At 56.7% G+C, this 15,442-nt stretch carries 12 protein-coding genes and 2 pseudogenes; 9 read left to right on the plus strand and 5 right to left on the minus strand.

Annotation, left to right across the window (positions count from 1 at the left end; translation table 11 throughout):
• Nucleotides 1-92 precede the first annotated feature (92 nt).
• Nucleotides 93-1,208, plus strand: coding sequence for an MBL fold metallo-hydrolase (locus VI25_RS01925; protein ID WP_152981453.1), 1,116 nt, complete (start codon nucleotides 93-95; stop codon nucleotides 1,206-1,208).
• Nucleotides 1,209-1,275: 67 nt separating this feature from the next.
• Nucleotides 1,276-1,404, plus strand: a complete 129-nt coding sequence (locus VI25_RS27545) for a hypothetical protein (protein WP_262489903.1) — start codon at nucleotides 1,276-1,278, stop codon at nucleotides 1,402-1,404.
• On the opposite strand, the gene VI25_RS01930 is transcribed toward VI25_RS27545, so the two are convergent.
• From VI25_RS01930 to VI25_RS01940, 3 genes and pseudogenes are all read right to left on the minus strand, one after another.
• Nucleotides 1,381-1,824 (minus strand): hypothetical protein, encoded by a 444-nt coding sequence (locus VI25_RS01930; protein WP_045687868.1) that lies wholly within the window; start codon nucleotides 1,822-1,824, stop codon nucleotides 1,381-1,383. The genes VI25_RS27545 and VI25_RS01930 overlap by 24 nt on opposite strands.
• Nucleotides 1,825-1,854: 30 nt before the next feature.
• A pseudogene (gene scpA, locus VI25_RS01935) lies at nucleotides 1,855-3,989 on the minus strand (methylmalonyl-CoA mutase).
• A 212-nt stretch (nucleotides 3,990-4,201) separates the two neighbouring features.
• Nucleotides 4,202-5,980, minus strand: a complete 1,779-nt coding sequence (locus VI25_RS01940) for a methylmalonyl-CoA mutase family protein (RefSeq protein WP_045687867.1) — start codon at nucleotides 5,978-5,980, stop codon at nucleotides 4,202-4,204.
• A 125-nt stretch (nucleotides 5,981-6,105) separates the two neighbouring features.
• Here VI25_RS01940 and VI25_RS01945 point away from each other — a divergent pair, with 125 nt between their 5' ends.
• The 4 genes and pseudogenes from VI25_RS01945 (at nucleotide 6,106) to dnaA (ending at nucleotide 10,950) form a co-directional block, all read left to right on the plus strand.
• Nucleotides 6,106-7,365, plus strand: a complete 1,260-nt coding sequence (locus tag VI25_RS01945) for a porin family protein (protein ID WP_082455360.1) — start codon at nucleotides 6,106-6,108, stop codon at nucleotides 7,363-7,365.
• A 161-nt stretch (nucleotides 7,366-7,526) separates the two neighbouring features.
• Complete coding sequence (locus VI25_RS01950) at nucleotides 7,527-8,282, plus strand: 5'-nucleotidase C-terminal domain-containing protein (RefSeq protein ID WP_045687865.1); 756 nt, start codon at nucleotides 7,527-7,529, stop codon at nucleotides 8,280-8,282.
• Between the two features lie 106 nt (nucleotides 8,283-8,388).
• Nucleotides 8,389-9,314, plus strand: a pseudogene (locus VI25_RS01955) (metallophosphoesterase).
• 142 nt (nucleotides 9,315-9,456) lie between these two features.
• A complete protein-coding gene (gene dnaA, locus VI25_RS01960) occupies nucleotides 9,457-10,950 on the plus strand; it encodes a chromosomal replication initiator protein DnaA (RefSeq protein ID WP_045687863.1) in 1,494 nt (497 codons plus the stop codon).
• Between the two features lie 76 nt (nucleotides 10,951-11,026).
• Here dnaA and VI25_RS01965 read toward each other — a convergent pair whose 3' ends face one another.
• Together VI25_RS01965 and VI25_RS01970 are read right to left on the minus strand one after the other, a co-directional pair.
• Nucleotides 11,027-11,515 (minus strand): hypothetical protein, encoded by a 489-nt coding sequence (locus tag VI25_RS01965; protein WP_143437001.1) that lies wholly within the window; start codon nucleotides 11,513-11,515, stop codon nucleotides 11,027-11,029.
• Nucleotides 11,516-11,742: 227 nt separating this feature from the next.
• Complete coding sequence (locus VI25_RS01970; RefSeq protein WP_045687861.1) at nucleotides 11,743-12,171, minus strand: OsmC family peroxiredoxin; 429 nt, start codon at nucleotides 12,169-12,171, stop codon at nucleotides 11,743-11,745.
• Nucleotides 12,172-12,348: 177 nt separating this feature from the next.
• Here VI25_RS01970 and VI25_RS01975 point away from each other — a divergent pair, with 177 nt between their 5' ends.
• The 3 genes from VI25_RS01975 (at nucleotide 12,349) to VI25_RS01985 (ending at nucleotide 15,422) form a co-directional block, all read left to right on the plus strand.
• Nucleotides 12,349-13,842 carry a GH3 auxin-responsive promoter family protein gene (locus VI25_RS01975; protein ID WP_045687860.1) on the plus strand — a complete coding sequence of 498 codons (1,494 nt, stop codon included), beginning with the start codon at nucleotides 12,349-12,351 and terminating at the stop codon, nucleotides 13,840-13,842.
• A 419-nt stretch (nucleotides 13,843-14,261) separates the two neighbouring features.
• Complete coding sequence (locus VI25_RS25720) at nucleotides 14,262-14,534, plus strand: hypothetical protein (RefSeq protein WP_201783255.1); 273 nt, start codon at nucleotides 14,262-14,264, stop codon at nucleotides 14,532-14,534.
• Nucleotides 14,535-14,576: 42 nt separating this feature from the next.
• Nucleotides 14,577-15,422 carry an endonuclease/exonuclease/phosphatase family protein gene (locus VI25_RS01985; RefSeq protein WP_045687859.1) on the plus strand — a complete coding sequence of 282 codons (846 nt, stop codon included), beginning with the start codon at nucleotides 14,577-14,579 and terminating at the stop codon, nucleotides 15,420-15,422.
• Nucleotides 15,423-15,442: the final 20 nt, after the last annotated feature.

The raw sequence follows: 15,442 nt of genomic DNA on the forward strand, positions 1-15,442 counted from the left end.
CCGACGAGGTACAATATTTTGCGTACTAGTTCGACTACAACGCTAGCGGTGCTCCTGCCGCGCTGTTATTACCCGTTTACTATGCGTCAACCTTGGAAAGTACTTGGCCGCCTGGCCGCGAGTGTGCTAGTGCTCTTGCTGGTGGCGGGTGTGGCGTTTGCCCAGCTAAGCCAGAGTTGGGTGGCAAACCAACCGACCAAGAAAAAGCGGCCTACGCGCAATCAGGACATTACCGGGACGGTGAGTTTCAAAACCTGGTGCCTACTACTCTGATGACTGGGGATGGTAGCATGTTTGGTTCGTTGTGGCGCTTTGTGTTTGGCAAAACGCCCCACGCAGCCCCCGATGGACCCCTGCCTACTCAGCAGCTAGATTCGCTGAGTATCACCCGCAAAACGCCCGAAATGGTCCGCGTAACGTGGTTTGGGCACTCGGCTAGCCTAGTAGAAATTGCGGGTAAGAACATTTTGCTTGACCCCATGCTTAGCGTGAAAATGGGGCCGCTATCCTTGGTGACGCCCAAGCGTTACAATTCCAGCCTGGCCATTACCGCAGAGCAGCTTCCTCCCGTTGACGCCGTGCTGATTTCCCATGACCACTATGACCACCTCGACTACAAAACCATTGTGAAGCTGCGCACGAAGGTGGCGCACTTCTATGTGCCCCTAGGGGTAGGGGCCCACTTGCGCCGCTGGGGCGTAGAAGCAGCGCGCATTCAGGAGCTAGACTGGAACGACTCGGTGCAGCTGCCTGGCCTCACCATCATCAGCACCCCAGCCCGCCACTTTTCCGGCCGAGGCCTCACCAATCGTAACTCTACCTCCTGGAGCTCCTGGGTGCTCAAAACGCCTACCAAGCGTGTGTTCTACAGTGGTGACGGAGGCTACGGCCCGCACTTTCAGCAAATCGGCCAGCAATACGGCCCATTCAATCTGGCCCTGATGGAGTGCGGCCAGTACGACAAGCAGTGGGCGCAAATCCATATGCTACCCGAGCAAACCGTGCAAGCCGCCCTCGATGTGCAGGCACGTGTGCTGCTGCCGGTTCACTGGGGTGCATTCACGGAGGCCCACCACGCCTGGAACGAGTCAGTAACGCGCGCCACTGCCGAGGCCACGCGCCTGCACCTGCCCATCACTACCCCTCAGCTCGGGCAGCCCATAACCCTCGATGCTGGTCCGCTGCCCCAAGCGAGGTGGTGGGAGTAGTAGTGCTAGGGGAAAGTCTTTACGCGCATTATACCCATCGATATAGTAGGCTACCACTACATAGACTGTGGAGCATTTTGAATCGTTGAATCAGGAATCGTCATTTACCAAAACTGCCCGCTGGAGCCGGGCGTCCGGCCCCAGCGGGCAGCAAAGCATTGGGGGCACGTTCCTAGCTGATGCGGGCACTATCTAGCTGCGTGGCTGCCACTACTGAATCGGGTAGCTGCGTGTGGCGCAGTAGCTTGGCCAGGGGCTCGGGTAGGTCACGCAGCAGTAGCGGCCGAAGCGGCCGGGCTACTAAGTGGTAACGTGTATCGGCGCGCTCGTGGAGGCGGGTTTTCTCGAAGGAAAACAACCCACGCCGTGCGTAGCGAGCAAAGCTCTGGTAGCTGCTGGCTTCCTCGGCGCCATCGGCTACTTCGGCCGCCACCGCCGAGTCGGTTTCCGGCAGCGTCAGAAAATACAGGTGCAACTCTAGCAGCGCCTCCTGGGAAGCTGCCACCGACTCTGGCAGTATCCCGCCGCCGGACGCTACATGCAGGATATGCCCGTTGCTGTCCGTGGCAAACCAATCAATATCTGCGTCCTCCTGGTCTATTTCGTCAATGCGCATCTTGTTTGAGCACCTAGTGCTTTTTTCTGTCTACTCTCCCAATTTCCCCAATATCTCCTGAGCGGCCACGGCAATTACCGTTCCTGGTCCGTACACGCCGCTACGCCGGCATCGTAGAGAAATTGATAGTCTTGAGCGGGGATAACGCCACCGGCAATGACGAGGATGTCTTCGCGGCCGAGCTGCCGTAGCTCCTCAATGAGCTGCGGAATCAGGGTTTTGTGACCAGCGGCAAGGCTGCTCACGCCTACTACGTGCACGTCGTTTTCGGCCGCTTGGCGGGCTACCTCGTCGGGGGTTTGGAAGAGGGGGGCAATGTCCACGTCGAAGCCTACGTCGGCGAAGGAGGTAGCAATAATCTTGGAGCCCCGGTCGTGGCCGTCCTGGCCCATTTTGGCCACCATCATGCGGGGGCGGCGGCCTTCTTTGGCGGCAAAGTCGTCGGCCGCTTGGCGGGCCTTGGCAAATTCCTGGTCGTAGTCCATTTCCTGGGAGTACACGCCCGACACGGTACGGATAGTGGCTTGGTGGCGGCCATATACGGCTTCCAGCGCATCGGAAATTTCGCCGAGAGTAGCGCGCAGGCGGGCGGCATCTACCGCCAAAGTCAGCAGGTTATTGGTGCCGGAGCGGGCAGCTTCCGTGAGGGCGGCTAGGGCCTGCTGCACGGCTTCAGTGTCGCGCTCGGCTTTGATTTGGTTGAGGCGCGCAATCTGGGACTCTCGTACGGCGGCATTGTCGATGTCGAGGATTTCTATTTGCGCCTCCTGGGCCTGCTGCTCCTCAGTCAGGCGGAAGCGGTTTACGCCCACAATCACCTCCTTGCCCGCATCAATGCGGGCCTGCTTGCGGGCCGCAGCTTCCTCAATGCGCAGCTTGGGTAGGCCAGTTTCAATAGCCTTGGCCATGCCGCCTAGTTCTTCTACTTCCTGAATCAGGGCCCAGGCCTTATTGGCTAGCTCGTGGGTGAGGGTTTCCACGTAGTAGGAGCCGCCCCAGGGGTCCACCACGCGGGTAATATCGGTTTCGTGCTGGAGGTAGAGCTGGGTGTTGCGGGCAATGCGGGCCGAGAAGTCGGTTGGCAGCGCAATGGCCTCGTCGAGGGCGTTGGTGTGCAAGCTTTGGGTGCCACCCAGGGCCGCGGCCAGCGCCTCAATGGTGGTGCGGGCTACGTTATTGAAGGGGTCCTGCTCGGTGAGGGAGTAGCCCGAAGTTTGGCAGTGCGTGCGCAACGCCAACGACTTCGGGTTTTCAGCCCCAAACTGCTTGATGAGCTTGGCCCACAGCAGGCGGCCAGCTCGTAGCTTGGCAATTTCCATGAAGTGGTTCATGCCAATGGCCCAGAAAAACGATAGGCGCGGCGCAAACTGGTCGATGGTCATACCGGCCTTTAGGCCAGCGCGCACGTACTCCACCCCGTCGGCCAGGGTGTACGCCAGCTCCAAGTCGGCGGTGGCTCCGGCTTCCTGCATGTGGTAGCCCGAGATGCTGATGGAGTTGAAGCGCGGCATGTGCTTGGCCGTGTAGCTGAAGATGTCGGCAATGATGCGCATGCTCGGCTCAGGCGGGTAGATGTAAGTGTTGCGCACCATGAACTCCTTCAGAATATCGTTCTGAATGGTGCCCGATAGCTTCTCTGGGCTTACACCTTGTTCCTCCGCCGCCACAATGTAAAAGGCCATTACCGGTAGCACTGCCCCGTTCATGGTCATGCTCACCGACATCTGATCCAAGGGAATCTGGTCGAAAAGCACCTTCATATCTTCTACCGAGTCGATGGCCACGCCGGCCTTGCCCACGTCGCCGACCACGCGCGGATGGTCGGAATCGTAGCCCCGGTGGGTTGCCAGGTCAAACGCTACCGACAGGCCCTTTTGCCCGCCCGCCAGATTGCGCCGATAAAAAGCATTGGACTCTTCCGCCGTTGAGAAGCCCGCGTACTGCCGAATGGTCCACGGGTTTTGCACGTACATAGTGCTGTAGGGGCCACGCAGGTAGGGGGCCTGCCCCGCGCCAAAGCCCAGGTGGTCGAGGTACTGCACATCCTGCGGCGTGTAGAACTCTCTTAGCTCAATGCCTTCGGGCGTGTTGGTTGTAGGTGCATCAACGGGCGGAGCCGGCAGCTGCGCGGCATCGTAGGCTATCTGAGAAAAGTCGGGCTTCATCGGAATTGGTGGGTGGTAGCGGGTACTGGGAAGCAGCGGAAGGGTAGGGGCTGCTTGGAAAAGTAGTGGAGCCTAGTGCTGGAAGTAATACGCAAACTCCCCTATACTCTTACCAAATTGAAAAATGAAGTAAGCTGACAGTGCAACTAGCGCGGCCTTGCCAAGCTGGCTATTTAGCACGTGCAGCAGGTGAGCAGAAGTACGCATGAGGCTTACTTTTTTCCTTGCAAACGCGCCAGCACGTCCTCCGTACTGTACCCCTGAACGGTAAACTCTCGGAAGCCGAAAATGCGGATGGCCTCCTGCATAGTAGGCAGATCGGAAGTGAGTAACACGGGTGGCACAAATTCTGGCTCATCAATGGGCACATGGCTAACAGCCCGCGACAAGCGTCCGAATTGCTCGGGGGTAGCGTACATTAGCGTAGCCTCCTCCGCGGAGGAAAACAGTACCGACAGCGTACCATCGGGGTGGGCCTCGCGCAACTCTGGGCGTTCCTGGTCCGGCAGGGTCCGCAGAAACGACTCTAGAATATGCTGATTGGTATGCGCGCCCAGCAATACCATAGCAGCCCGTTTCCGTTGCTTCTCGCGGCGGTCGAAGTGCATGGCCGTAGCGAGGCGCAGTACTTCGGTAGGGTAGGTGGCGCGGGTGCTGTCAAACTCACGGCTGCGCAGCAGGCGCTTGGGATTATAGTCGAACTGCTCGTTAGGGTTTTGGAAGCGGTTGGTGCCTACCACCACATGCTCGCCGGTAGCAATGCGCCGGAACTGTGCCTGAGCAGCAGCGTGCAGTTCCTGTAGCACTAGGCCCGTAGCTTGGGGCAAACCACCCGCTGCTTGCACCTTCTGAAACAAGGCCCACCCTTCACGCGCGAGTTGGTCGGTGAGGGTTTCGAGGTAGTAGGAGCCCGCCGCCGGGTCCTGCACCCAGTCGAGATATGCTTCCTCGCGCAGGAGCACCGGCAGGTTCCGAGCCAGACGCTCAGCTAGCTCGTTGGGGGCGTGAATCAGGCTGTCGAAGGTGCCTACGCTGATGGTATTGGCCCCGCCCAGCACGGCGCTCATGGCCTCGGTAGTCACCCGCAGCAGGTTGGTATGCGGATCAAGGGTAGTCTGACTCCAGGAGGATGTACTAGCAAAGATGGGTATTTCCAGCGCTACTTCTGTAGGTACTCCGTAGGCTTGCACCAAGGTGGCAAACAGACGCCGTAGCGCACGCAGCTTGGCTATTTCAAAAAAGTAGTTGGGGTTGATGCTTATGTGCACCTGCAAGGCCCGCGCTACCATCTCTACCGGCAACTCGTGGATCGGCAACTCACTTAGTAGGGCCGCTGCGGTGGATAAGGCAAAGGCAAGCTGCTGAGTAGCCGTAGCACCCCGGTTGGCGTAGTAAGCAGCATCTATTCCCAAGGTCTGGAACTCTGGCCACGCTTGGCTGAGCGCTACGGCCGTTCGTAAATCCTGAAACTGTGCTGGTAAATCGGGCACGCGGCACGTAACGGGGTCAAACTGCAGAAAGCCGCGCGGCGTAGCCTCCGTAGCTTGCAGGCGCCGCAAGAATTCCGCCGCCCCCCGTCGAACAGTGTAGCCTACGTAGGTGAGCTGCAGCGGAAGGTGCAGATGCAGGTAGTCCACGTCGAAATCGGCCGCCGAAGTCAGCACGAAATGGGCACCATCGGCCCCGCGTTCTAAAGCCGCCGCGGCCCGGTCGATGGCGGCGTGGCCCCGATCGTCGGCGGGCACGCTGTAAGTAGGCACATTGCGCCAATGCCCCTGGGCCCGCACTTGTGGAACGGGTGCGCCACCCAAAGCATCCAGCGCCTCACGGTGGTAGAAAGGCGTAAGGGTAAAGCCCTCGGGCGTATGCCACGCAAGGGCACTTGGGTCCTGCCCTTTCAGGTCGCGTTGGATGCGCTCCTGCCACTGGGTAGTGGTAAGAGGCGTAAATTCAGGAAAAGAAACAGACGCGGGAAGCGGCGTATCGGCCATACTACGGCGGGGTGGGGGTGGAAAACAAGCGGTAGAAACCGCCCTAAAGATACCGTTTCGGGGCTACAAAGCTGCCTCGTATTTGGAGGGTGGTACTTTCCTCAGATACCTTTGGCCCATCTCGGATGCCTGTTATCCACCTTCACTTATCAGTTAGCCTGTACGTGTTACGTAATACCCTTATTGGAGCCTTGCTGCTCATGTCCGTCCCAGCCCTGGCTCAAACTAATTTCAAACCCGGTTATGTGCTCCCGCTCTCTGGTGATACGCTGCGGGGCCAAGTAGACTCCCGCGGCGAACGGCGCAACGCCACAGTATGCCGCTTTCGGCCTTCTTCCGACGCTGCCGTCACAGAATATACGCCAGCGCAGCTGCGTGGCTACGGCTTTACTAGTGGCCGCGAGTATCAAAGCCAAACGTTACCAACTGCCGGCAAAACCCAAGTGTTTGTGCAGGCTCTAGTGGTCGGAAAGACATCTCTGTACCGCTACGCCGACCAGGATGATACGGAGTTTTACTACGCCCAGGCAGCGCCCGGAACTGCCTTACTACCCTTGGTTCAGAGCGATACTACTGTTGTGGAGTATAATCAACAGACACACGCCGAGACAAAGACCCGTACCAGAGTATATCCATTCCGTAACGTGCTCTGGACCATAATGGCAGATTGCCCAGCGGTGCAGACTACCCTCACGCGGACGGAATTGGCCGAATCACAATTGGTAAAAGTTTTCTCCGCATACAACGTTTGCAAGGGAGGAGAACAACGTGTAACTCAACGTCCGAAAACTCGCTTACGGTTTGCAGTATTAGGCGGCGGTTATCAGGCAGATGTAGACTTCAACGGTAACATAGAAAAGGAGCTACATTCCTCCATGCGCCCCTCCTACGGGATAGGTATTCAACTTCATCCGGGCAGCTTCAACCAGCATCTTTCTATTGTAGCACAGGCAATTTATGTAGAACAAGAGTATAGTGCTGCCTATACCGGAACGGGTAGCTTAGGGAGTGGGTATGAGCGAACTTTGCAAGTAAACTTGTCTTCCGTGAGGGTGCCCTTGCTTTTGCGTTATAGCCCAACAAGGGGGCCAGTTCGCCCCTACATTCAAGGTGGAGGAGTGTTTGCAGTGCATACCAAGCATGAGGGCCAAGAAACAGATTATTACCCCCGCTTCTCTAGTCAAGTAACTACTACCCCCCTTGACTTGCGCGCGTACGGCACCGGACTTACAGTAGGCTTAGGCGTGCTGATTTCTACGGGGCAAGCTGGTGACATCAACCTCGAAGCCCGCCTGGATAGTTTTGATAGCACTTCTCAATCGTCTGGTCTGCTCTCGGGTGCCCGGGGCCTATCACTACTGGCGGGCTACACCTTCGGAAAATAGCCTGCTCCGCATCTTTTTCACAGGACAAGGCCGGGCATTTTTATGCTCGGCCTTGCTGTTTGTGCACGCCTCAGCACCAAGTTGCGGCCATAACCCCGCTGCAACTCCGGCCACGCTAGTGTACCTTTGTGGTCTGCCCTCACTCGATTGGTCCTGATCTGATGCACTTCCTTCGTTCTCGCGTAGCGGCTTTCAGCCTGCTTACAGCCATAGCGCTGGCCCCGGCCTGTCAGCGTGGTACCTATTACCAGCCTACGGCCCAGTTGGCCCCGGTTACGGCCCAGCCCGTTGGCAAATCTATTCCCGAAGACCCCACGGCTGCGGCTACCATTGCTCCCTACCGTCAGCGCGTAACGGAGCAGATGACGGCCGTACTGGGAACGGCTCCGGTAGCAATTGTGAAAAGCAATGGGGAGTCGCCCCTGAGTAATTTCGTGGCCGATATCCAACGGGTACGCGCCAGCAAAGAACTTGGTAAACCCATAGACCTAGGAGTAATGACTAATGGGGGCCTGCGCGCCCCCATTCCTGCGGGTCAAGTAACGCTAGGGTCCATCTTCGAGTTAATGCCCTTTGAGAATGAGCTAGTTGTGCTTGATGCCCCCGGCGTGGTAGTGCAGCAATTGTTCGACTTTGCGGCCCGCGTAAAAATGCCCATCTCTGGGGCAGTGTATACGGCAGCCGATGGTAAGCCCCAGGATGTTCGCATCAACGGCCAGCCTTTTGATATTACGCGCACATACACCGTGGCCATTTCCGACTACCTAGCGGGTGGCGGCGACAATATGACGTTCCTGAAAGTTATCAGACCCCGTGGTACGGGCGTGCTGCTGCGCAACGCTATTGCCGAGTACATTCGGGAGCAAACTGCCCAGGGCAAACCTATTCAAGCCAGCGTCGAAGGACGGGTAAAATAAGGCGTTGCATCGTTGGCGTAGAGTGTAACCGGGAGCCTGCCATCGGTTCGCCAGTTTTCAACCCAACAAACAGCGCAGCATATCAACTCCTCAAGAAATCAACACCGTGGACCGTCGCGAATTTCTGAAACATACAGGTTTAGGCGCCGCCGGCATTGCCCTACTAGGTACTAGCCTGCCCGCTGTGGCCGCCGATGCCAAAGCTACCCGCCTCACTATTCTGCATACCAACGACATGCACTCCCGCATTGAGCCCTTCCCCGACAATGCGGCGCAGTGGGCTGGTATGGGGGGGATGGCACGGCGAGCTTCTCTTATTGAGCAGATCCGAAAGGAAGAGCCAAACGTGCTACTGCTAGATTCTGGCGACATCTGGCAGGGCACGCCCTACTTCAACTTCTTCATGGGGGAGCTTGAGTACAAGCTGATGAGCCAGATGAAGTACGACGCCAGCACCCTTGGTAACCACGACTTCGACAATGGCTTGGAAGGGTTGCAGAAGCAACTGCCCAATGCATCGTTTCCGTTTCTGATTGCCAACTACGACTTCTCAGATACTAATATGGCGGGCAAGTTTCAGCCTATAAAGTGTTTGATAAGCAAGGGATTCGGGTTGGGGTATTTGGGTTGGGTATTGAACTAGCAGGGTTGGTAGCCGACAAAAACTTTGGCGCCACGAAGTATCTGGATCCTATTGCTACGGCCAATGCTATGGTAGCCAAGCTGCGCGGCCCCGAGAAGTGCGATTTGGTTATTTGCCTTTCCCACCTGGGCTACAAATACCAGGGGCCGAAGGTCGATGACTTCAAGCTGGCGGCGGGTGCTCCCGGCATTGATCTGATACTAGGCGGCCACACCCACACGTTCTTGGAAAAGCCCGATGCCGTAGACGGTCCTAACGGGCATCGTACCCTGATCAACCAAGTAGGTTGGTCGGGTATTAATCTCGGCCGTCTCGACTACTCGTTTGCGCGGGGTAGCCGCCGTCCAGCGGTGGCTATGACTTCGGTTGTTCCTGTGCGCGAAGCGTAAAAAGCAAGAGGATGGGGCGTTTTTTTGTCTCCTGACTTTTCCACATTTTTGTCTCCCCCTAAAAAAAACGGCCCTCTCCTGGACCGTGGCCGGCCTTCTTTTCTCCTCACCCTGCACCTGTTGCTGTTGCCCTAATTGATTGATGCTGAAGGATTGCCGAACCGTATGGGCCAACTGTCTTCGCGTCATCAAGGCAAACATTGGTGAGCAGAGCTTCAAGACGTGGTTTCAGCCCATCGTCCCGGTTCAGCTCCACAATAACGTCTTGATTATTCAGGTACCCAGCCAATTTTTCTATGAATGGCTGGAGGAGCATTATGTCAATGAGCTAAAGAAGGCCATCTACCAGGAGCTAGGGCCGGATGGGCGGCTGGAGTACAGCATCGTGGTCGATCAGGGCAATGCTCAAACGAAGCCGCGTACCCTTAACCTTCCTACTTCGCGCAAGGCTACCGGCCCGGCCCCAGTGGCCACACCCGCCGCGGCGCTGGCTGATGGGCCCATGTCGTCCTCGGCGCGCAACGTGGCCGCCGCTGCCGCGGCACCTGCCCCCCAGGCTACTCTGCGCAACCCATTTGAGGCTAGTAAGGGAATCGACCGGAACTACCTACACTCCCAGCTCAACCACAGTTATACCTTCGAAAACTACATTGAAGGGGACTGTAACCGTCTTTCGCGGTCGGCAGGCTTGGCTGTGGCCAACAAGCCGGGCACTACCTCCTTTAACCCGCTGATGATTTACGGAGGGGTAGGCTTGGGTAAGACCCACTTGGTGCAAGCCATCGGCAACCACATCAAGGCTACCAACGCCGATAAGTTTGTGCTCTACGTTTCGGCGGAGAAGTTTACCAACCAGTTTATCGAGAGCTTGCGCTCCAATGCGGTGCAGGACTTCGCCAACTTTTACCTACTGGTTGATATTCTCATTCTGGACGACGTGCAGTTCCTATCAGGTAAGGATAAGACGCAGGAGATGTTCTTTCACATCTTCAACCACCTGCACCAAGCGGGCAAGCAGATTGTCATGACCTCGGACCGGCCTCCGCGCGATTTGATTGGGCTGGAGGACCGCTTGTTGTCGCGCTTTAAGTGGGGCCTGACGGCCGACTTGCAAAGTCCCGACTTCGAGACGCGCATGGCTATTATCCAGAATAAAATGCAGCAGGATGGCATTGACATCCCGCCGCAGGTAGTGGAGTATCTGGCCCATTCCGTAAACACCAACGTGCGTGAGCTGGAAGGGGTACTTATTTCGCTAGTGGCCCAAAGTAGCCTCAACCGGCGCGAGATTGACTTGGAAATGGCCAAGCAGGCTCTACGTCACATTATTGAGGAGGTAGAAGCCGAAGTAAATATTGACTACATCCAGAAAACCTGCGCCGAATACTTCGGTGTGCCACTGGATTTACTCAAGGCCAAAACCCGCAAGAAAGAAGTGGTGACGGCCCGGCAGGTAGCCATGTACTTCGTGAAGGAGCACACCACGCACTCCCTAAAAAGCATTGGGCACCACTTCGGCGGCCGCGACCATACTACGGTAATCCATTCCGTACAAACGGTTTCTGACCTTATTGACTCCGATAAAAGCTTCCGGTCCACTATTCAGGAGCTGCGCAAGAAGTTTGCGGGTAAGTAAGCTAGTAGCAACACTAAGGCTCACAAAAAAGCCCTCACTTACGCAAGTGAGGGCTTTTTTGTGAGCTCAAGAACGCTTAGCTGGTAGCCTGCGTGTCGCGCAGGGGAATGTTGTGCTTGGCCGCAAAGGTGCGCACCTGTTCGCGCAAGGCGCGCTTACGCTTAAGACCTTTTACCTGGCGCAAACTCAGGGCATAAGTACCGCCTTCTGCAAGTTGCACCCGCAGCTGCTGAGGTACCAGTTCCAGAGAGGAAATGTTTTCGGCTGGGAAGGCTTGCTTAGGACGGAACAGGCCGTCTTTGTGCACAATGTAGGCGGGGGTAAACTCAAGGTAGCTCTGGGTGCCAAACACGGGCGCGTTGTGCACCAGCACGTAGCCTACATACACTAGGCTAAACACCAGGAACACATAGTGCAGAAAATGCATGTCGCTGGCTCCTTCGCCCGTTGCGATGAGGGCAATAGTATAGCCAATCCAGAGCAACCCCAGGAATAACTGGCCCAGAAAGGGGATGCGCTGCGTGTTGGCGGGTTGGAGACGAATGCGAGTAGAAGCTGGAGGCATACGGGTGTAGTGGCGGTAAGTCAGGTTCAAAGATAGAACTTCGGACGCTACTCAAAGACACATGAGTGCTAGGGAATGCACGGGAGGGCAGCCACCGAGGGCATGCTAGTCCCTTTTATGCCATACGCACCTACTTAAGCAGCAGCTATACACTAATCAGAAAAAGCCCGCATTACTGGCTGCTAGCTAGTAGATGCGGGCTTAGTAGGCAGCAACAGCTACCGGTTTTACTTGAGGGTAACGGAGGCCAACTCCATTTCTGGTACAGCTTTTAGCAGAACCGAGATGGGACAGTTGTCTTTGGCTTTCTCCGCGTACTGCTGGAACTCTTCGGCCGAGATGCCTTCTACTTCACCCTCTGTAGTAAGAGCAATTTTTACCACCTTGGGCACCTCACCCGAGGTATCCAGCGTCACCTTCGACTCGGTGCGGATTTGCTTGACTTGCTTGCCATCCTTGGTTAGGATGCTGGTCAGGAACATGGTGTAGCAGCCGGCGTGGGCCGCGCCAATAAGCTCCTCAGGGTTGGTGCCTTTCTGGCCCTCGAAGCGTGCACCTACTGAATACGGGGCTTTTACGGTGCCGCTCTGGGTAGAAATTTCGCCGCTGCCTTTGATGTCGCCGTTCCAAACGGCATTGCCACGTTGGTTAATCATGAGTAAAAAATATGGAGTGTAAGAGATGACGTGTGACCTAGTACGGCCGAGGTTGGGGAATGGATGAACTCTTGGTGGCTATGCCCCTAATTTTGCTAGAAGCGTACCTTTGGTTTACCTGCTTGGTTCGAGGTAGGCCATGAAGTTCTCATTATCCTTACTGCGCTGTCTGATCATATGGGTCTGAAATCCTCTCTCAGTAGGCCGCTGGCCGCCTACGTTGCGCACCGCTACCGCCAGTGGCAGCAAGACCCCATTGGTACCCAGCAGCGAGTAGTGCGCGAGCTACTAACCCAAGGCGCCCGCACGGCCTTCGGGCGCGACCATGACCTAGGCAGCGCCCGCACGGCACAGGACCTAGCTGCTCGCGTTCCTGTCCGCGACTACGAGGCCCTGAGTCCGTATTTCGACCGCGTGAAAGCGGGGGAGCCTGATGTGCTGTGGCCCGGTAAACCCCTGTACCTCGCCAAAACCAGCGGTACCACCAGCGGCGCCAAGTATATTCCCATCACCAAGGAGAGCATCGCTAACCACATTGACGGAGCCCGAGACGCACTTCTGCACTACGTGCACCGCACCGGTAAAAGCCAGTTTCTGGATGGGAAGCTCATTTTCCTATCGGGCAGTCCGGAGCTGGAAACCGTGGGCGGTATTCACACGGGGCGCCTGTCGGGTATTGCCAATCATCACGTGCCGGCCTATCTGCGCCGCAACCAGATGCCCAGCTACCAGACCAATATCATTGAGGATTGGGAGACGAAGCTGGACCGCATTGTGGAAGAAACGCTACCCCAGCCCATGACCCTGATTTCGGGGATTCCGCCTTGGGTGCAAATGTACTTCGACCGCCTAGTGGCCCGCACCGGCCGGCCCGTGGGGGAAGTATTCCCGCAGTTCGACTTGTTTGTATACGGGGGCGTCAACTTCGAGCCCTACCGCAAGAAGCTCTTCGATACCATTGGTCGCCTAGTGGACAGCATTGAGTTGTTTCCTGCTTCCGAAGGTTTCCTAGCTTTCCAGGACGAGCCCGGCAACCCGGGCATGCTGCTGCTGCTTGATGCGGGTATCTTCTTTGAATTTATTCCGGCTGAGCGGTTCTTCGAGCCCAACCCACCTCGCCTGACGCTGGCCGACGTGGAGCTGGACCAGCAGTACGCTCTCGTGCTGAACTCCAATGCCGGCCTTTGGGGCTACAGCATCGGCGACACGGTGCGGTTCACTCAAAAATACCCTTTCCGGGTGGTTGTGTCGGGGCGTATCAAGCACTTTCTCTCTGCCTTCGGAGAGCACGTAATTGGCGAGGAAGTAGAGCAAGCGCTGCGCGAGGCCATGCAGCAACACCCCGAGGTAGAGGTAGTAGAATTCACCGTTGCGCCGCGCGTCAGCGACGACCCGGCCGTGCCGTCCCGCCACGAGTGGCTCATTGAGTTTGCCCAGCCTCCTCACGACGCTGCCGCTTTTGCCGCCGCCCTGGATACGGGCCTGCGCCGCCGCAACGTTTACTACGATGATTTGCTTAGCGGCAATATCTTGGCTCCGCTGCAGCTTACGGCGTTGTCGGCCGGAGCCTTCCAGCGCTACATGAAAAGCTTGGGCAAGCTAGGAGGCCAAAACAAAGTACCCCGCCTCAGCAACGATAGGGGAGTCGCAGACGGCTTACATAATAGCTAACTATGCGTGAAGAAAAGCTTTCTGTATCAGCCGGGGTAGTAGCTTTGACTGCCCTACTAGCCGCCGTCTTCTTCCAGGCGCACTCAAGAATAGCATGCTCAATTGCTGCAAGAAGAGTGGTAGCCTACCTTTTGGGAGCGTTGGCCTGGCTTCAGTGTGGTGGATCTGCTAATAGCCCGTCTGTAGTGGGGCTTTTCTAGGTGCGGCTTTTTCTGCTGGTAGTGTATGCGCCTTGCCTTCGACCTCGATAACACCCTAGTCCGCAATAACCATAATTTTCCACTCGAATAGCCGCGCTGGCCGCTACTGTCGCGCTTGCTCGGTGAGGAAGGCCTACGCCAAGGAATAGCGCGAGCCGCTGGTCTATGTCGGGCTCATGGATTAGAAATATGGGTGTATACAACTTCTTACCGCAGCGTGTGGCATATCCGGCGGCTATTCTGGCTACATGGTATCTGCTAGATGGCGTCGTCAACCAGCAGCGTCACAACCGTGAGGTGCGAGTACGATGCACCAAGTACCCACCTACGTTCGGGATTACTCTGCTTGTAGATGATTCAGAAGGAGTGCGACTGGAGGGGGAGCGTTACGGGTTTCGGGTGGTAGTAGTGCAGCCCGAGGACTTGAACTGGGTAAACACTGTGCAAGCTGCCGTGCAACGCCTCGCAAAGGAAAACACGGCAGAAAGTTAGATAAGCGTAATTTGACCCCGCTTTCATCTTCCAAACCTACCTATGCGTCTGCTTTTCCTTATCCTGCTAAGTGCTCTGCTTGTGAGCCAGCAAACCGTTGCTCAAAAAGCCGAGCTGCCCCTGCGTGTTGCTACCTACAACCTGCGCCTGAACGTGGCCAGCGACGGAGTAAATGCTTGGCCTAACCGCAAGGACATGGTTAAAAACTTGGTGCGCTACCACAGCTTTGATGTGTTTGGTACCCAGGAGGGGTTTCGTGGCCAACTCAACGACGTAGCCGAGCTATCGGAATACGCCTTTGTGGGGAGTGGACGCGACGACGGTAAGGAAGCCGGTGAGCACTCGGCTATTTTCTACCGTAAGAGCCGCTTAAAAATGCTGCAAACCGGTGACTTTTGGCTTAGCCAAACGCCCAATCAGCCGTCCAAGGGCTGGGACGCCACATGCTGTAACCGCATTTGTACGTGGGCCAAGTTTCAGGATTTGAAAACCAAGCAAGAGTTCTTTTTCTTCAGCGTGCACTTCGACCACGAAGGCGTAGAGGCCCGGCGCCAATCGGGCAAGCTAATGGTGCAGAAGATCAAAGAAATTGCGAAGAACGCTCCCATTATCTGCACCGGCGACTTCAACTCTACCCCTGACACGGAGCAGATCCAAACCATGCAGACGCTATTGACCGACACGTACCGAAGCACCAAGCGGCCCGCGTACGGCCCGGTAGGCACCTTCACCGGCTTCAAGCTGGATGCGCCCCTAACTGACCGCATCGACTACATTTTTGTCAGCAAAGAGTACGCGGTGCTCACCTACGGCGTCCTAACTGATTCTCTGCGCGGCCTCTACCCCTCCGACCACTTTCCGGTGGTGGCTGACGTAGTACTACGCTAACCCGCTTTTCTCTTTCTTGC

The organism is Hymenobacter sp. AT01-02 (genome assembly GCF_000961955.2).
GTDB lineage: Bacteria > Bacteroidota > Bacteroidia > Cytophagales > Hymenobacteraceae > Hymenobacter > Hymenobacter mucosus.